The 3,669-nt window shown below is 39.8% G+C and carries 4 protein-coding genes; all 4 read right to left on the bottom strand.

Translation table 11 applies throughout. The features are described from left to right. Positions 1-44: 44 nt before the first annotated feature. On the bottom strand, positions 45-1,061 hold the full coding sequence (locus JX312_RS10575; protein ID WP_204457970.1) for an Rpn family recombination-promoting nuclease/putative transposase: 1,017 nt from the start codon (positions 1,059-1,061) through the stop codon (positions 45-47). 268 nt (positions 1,062-1,329) lie between these two features. Continuing rightward, positions 1,330-1,686, bottom strand: coding sequence for an addiction module toxin RelE (locus JX312_RS10570; RefSeq protein ID WP_204457969.1), 357 nt, complete (start codon positions 1,684-1,686; stop codon positions 1,330-1,332). Next, positions 1,676-1,945, bottom strand: coding sequence for a hypothetical protein (locus JX312_RS10565; protein ID WP_124029946.1), 270 nt, complete (start codon positions 1,943-1,945; stop codon positions 1,676-1,678). The genes JX312_RS10570 and JX312_RS10565 overlap by 11 nt, the downstream gene beginning before the upstream one ends. A gap of 141 nt (positions 1,946-2,086) precedes the next feature. Next, positions 2,087-3,436, bottom strand: a complete 1,350-nt coding sequence (locus JX312_RS10560; RefSeq protein ID WP_204457968.1) for an ATP-binding protein — start codon at positions 3,434-3,436, stop codon at positions 2,087-2,089. Between the last annotated feature and the right edge of the window lie 233 nt (positions 3,437-3,669).

Raw genomic sequence — 3,669 nt, 5'->3', positions numbered from 1 at the left:
ATCAGATTCTCTCAATGAACCTCGAAATTGAATTCAAACAGTTTCTAAGGTTTGATTTCGTTGATTTCTGCGACTGAAAGTCCGGACACTTTGGATATTGCATCTTCGTCGAGTCCCAACGCTTTCATATTCAGGACCATTCTGACAAGTTCCACACGTTTTCCTTCAGTCATCCCTTCAGCTCTTCCTTCAGCTCTTCCTTCAACTCTTCCTTCAGCTCTTCCTTCAGCTCTTCCTTCAGCTCTTCCTTCAACCAGACCTTGTGCGCGACCTTCTGTCAAACCCTGTGCGCGACCTTCAGTCAGTCCCTGTGCGCGACCTTCAGTCAGTCCCTTTTCCCAACCCTCTTCGGCGGTTTTTTCAAACGCACTCAACAGGACGCGGTAACTGTTAAGCGAGGATTCATAATCGCGCCTCTCGGCACGGCTCATGGAGCCGACATCGGCGACTACCTCAAAATCAGCCCACATGTCGCTCACTTCCTTGTAAGGTATTTCTTTTAGTCTGTCCATGTTCTTAAGAATATAAATCCAACGTTCAAAATTTGTGTCACATTCCTCCTCAAGCTTGTCCATGGCATTGAGGTCTATAAATATCATACGGAATTTATCAGAGAATAGTTCATTTGTCTTCATGTCCATAAGCCCGACATCTCTGCGCAGAAGCTTCTCGTTTCTGGACACGTTGAATTCCATCAATACTATGATATACACGGGTATTAGCCTGAAATTCCAGTCGCGACCCTGTTCTCCCTGTGTCGCTATCAACGAGGATTCATAATAGATACACCTGTCCTTGAAGTTGCCTTCGTCCTTGCGCTGCATCTCTACGATAAATTCCTCTCCGCTGTCAGACCGGCACAAGACATCGTAAAGTATGGTACGGTCGTCATAGGAGCGCGGCACCCGCTCTTTATCCATGAATTCAAGTTCTTTTATCTGACGTTCTCCTTTGAGTATCTCGTTGAGGAGAGAAATCAGAAATCCTTTGGTCTCTTCTCGTCCGAAAAGATACTTGAAACCGAAGTCGGTGTGTGGGTTGATGAATCTCGCTGATATCATAGACAGTTTTTTAATTTGGTTTTCAAAGATAATAATTTATTATGATTATACAAAATTTGTACTTGCGTGGTTCTCAAACTTTTATTTTGCCGCCGACCGTTTGACGGTTAATAAAATCACAAATCATTATTAAACCATGACATTTGTATCAAGTGGTTGTCTGTAGTTGTAAGAGATTGGAGTATTTTAACCTCTAACCACTTATAACCACTGGAAAACCACTTCTATATTTCCCAAAGAAATGGTTGATAATCCTATAAAGTGGTTGTTACTGGTTGTTTGTGGTTGGTGAATCCAAATCTTTGGCTATCTTTTTTATAACCGACAATTCCACTGCGGAGAAATCAGACTTGTCATAGACATTCATCAAATACACCCTGCCTTTCATCTCGGCTGTTACAATGGTATAGGTTATTACCCTTGCTCCTCCTGATTTCCCTCGTCCTTTTGATGCAATCGCCATACGTATCTTGCGTATGCCGGGACTGAGTTCCACGCCTTGAAATGGATTTTCTTTCAGAGAAAGAACCAAATCCTTCAAATCGCTTTTGAACGATCTGTACCGTTTTTGCAGAGCCTTTGCCTGACTCTCAAATTCAGATGTTGTGGAAATTTCAAAGCTCATCTATAAACGCCATTGCCGATTTAGTCGGTATTTCTCCAGACTCCATCTGTTTTACCTGCATCCAACTACGCCTGATACTTTCAGCCATCTCGTCCACCTGTCGCTGTTGCTGTGGCGAAAGGGATAAATCCTCACTTCCTACGCTAACAAGGGCGTAGAGTGCATTTTTTCGGCGAATAAGTACGCGCTCACCCTCGGCTGCCCGGTCAAAAGATGCAGACAGATTATTCCGATAATCTCTTACTGATAACACTTCCATATCTCAATTTATTTAATTCTATACAAATATACCTACTTTTCAACAATATAACAAATTTGTGTACAAAAAAGTGTACACAAATCTAATCAATCCTATAAAGTAGTTGTTACTGGTTGTTTGTGGTTGGAGAAAACCGGTTTGTCAGATGAATAGTGATTCTGGATTGCCGGAACCATTCAGAAACATACAGAAGTAAATAGGTAGGTAAAGTATCTTACCTACAGACTCTATCTTGCCATCATTGGAAAGGACAATGCCTTCCTTTATATTGTAATCGGGAATATTGACAAAGCGATCTAATGCAGCATGACGTTTATAATCCTTGCCCGATTTTACTTCGATAGGTAACACATCAAGATTCTGAAAATCGTCAATGAGAAAATCTACTTCTCCTTTGCTTTTATTATCATAATAAAATAATCTTTTTCCAAGTGAAGCCAATTCGCATGCCACCGCGCATTCATATAATGAACCGAGATTTATGCTTGGAATGTCGTCTAAAACAGGTTTGATATTATTCTGATACAGTATCCCTGATAATATCCCCGGATCATTAAGATAGAGTTTCAAGAGGTTTTTAGCTTCCGTCTCTATCAATGGGAATTTCGGATTGGAAATAGCTTTTACCTCTATTGTAATACCGGAACTTACGAGATAGTCTATTTCCTCAACGTAATCAGAAGCTCTTTTCCCCTTTTTATGCTCTATCTCGTTAAACACCAACCTTTTCTTCTTATTTTCCATATTGGAAGGGACAAGATCATAAATCCGTTTTATCTTCAGACGGTTCTCTTCGTCATATTTAGAAGCACCAATACCATATAGGGTATGTATATTATCCTGTACCTTTCTTATCTCCATTATATTATGGGTTTCAAGATAGGTATTGACAGCATCGGGCATTCCTCCGACAAAAAGGTATCTCTTAAAAAGGCTCAGAAGCTTTTCATGCATGGAAGAGGAAAGGGATTTCCGTTCATTGAAATGACATCTCAGACTATTGATTGCCTCAATGCCGAAACCGTTGGCAATGAGAAACTCCTCAAAATCTATAGGATACATTTGATGTATCTCTATACTTCCGAGAGGTATTGAGGTTGTTGCCTTTAATGTAACCCCCAGAAGCGAACCGCTTATGGCATATCTGAAACGATTTTCCGCCTTGAGAAATTTAATGAGGGTGAGCAGATGAGGATATTGCTGGATTTCATCCAGAAAAACCAAGGTGTCTTTATTGTTGCCCATTCTGTCACCGGCGATAGAACTTAGCGAGAGATAGAAATCATCAGTGGTACGGACATTTTGAAAAATTCGTGGACCTTCGAAATCTTCTATCAAATTTATTTCAATAAGGTTCTTGAACAGTCGGGAGCCTGTATGACGGATGATATATGATTTCCCTATCTGGCGCGCTCCACTGACCACAAGCACCTTACTGTCCGGATTCTCCAAGTTCCTCTTGACCGCTGATTCTATTTTTCTATATAACATAACACAACATCAATTATATCACATATGCAAAAATACACTTTTTCTTTAAAAGAAACAATTCAAAACAACACTTTTCCTAAAATATAATCAAATAAAAACACACTTTTCCCAATTTATGAGATATTAAAAAATACACTTTTTCAAACTGTGGTAATTACTTATCTCTAAATTATTACGTATGAGAAAATTGTTTTTAATCTTGATGACGCTGATAGTCAGCGGTCTTGCCGTTT

This window comes from Barnesiella sp. CU968 (genome assembly GCF_905219685.1).
In the GTDB taxonomy this organism is placed as follows: Bacteria; Bacteroidota; Bacteroidia; order Bacteroidales; family Muribaculaceae; genus Lepagella; species Lepagella muris_A.
This window is presented reverse-complemented; position numbering and strand designations above follow the sequence as displayed.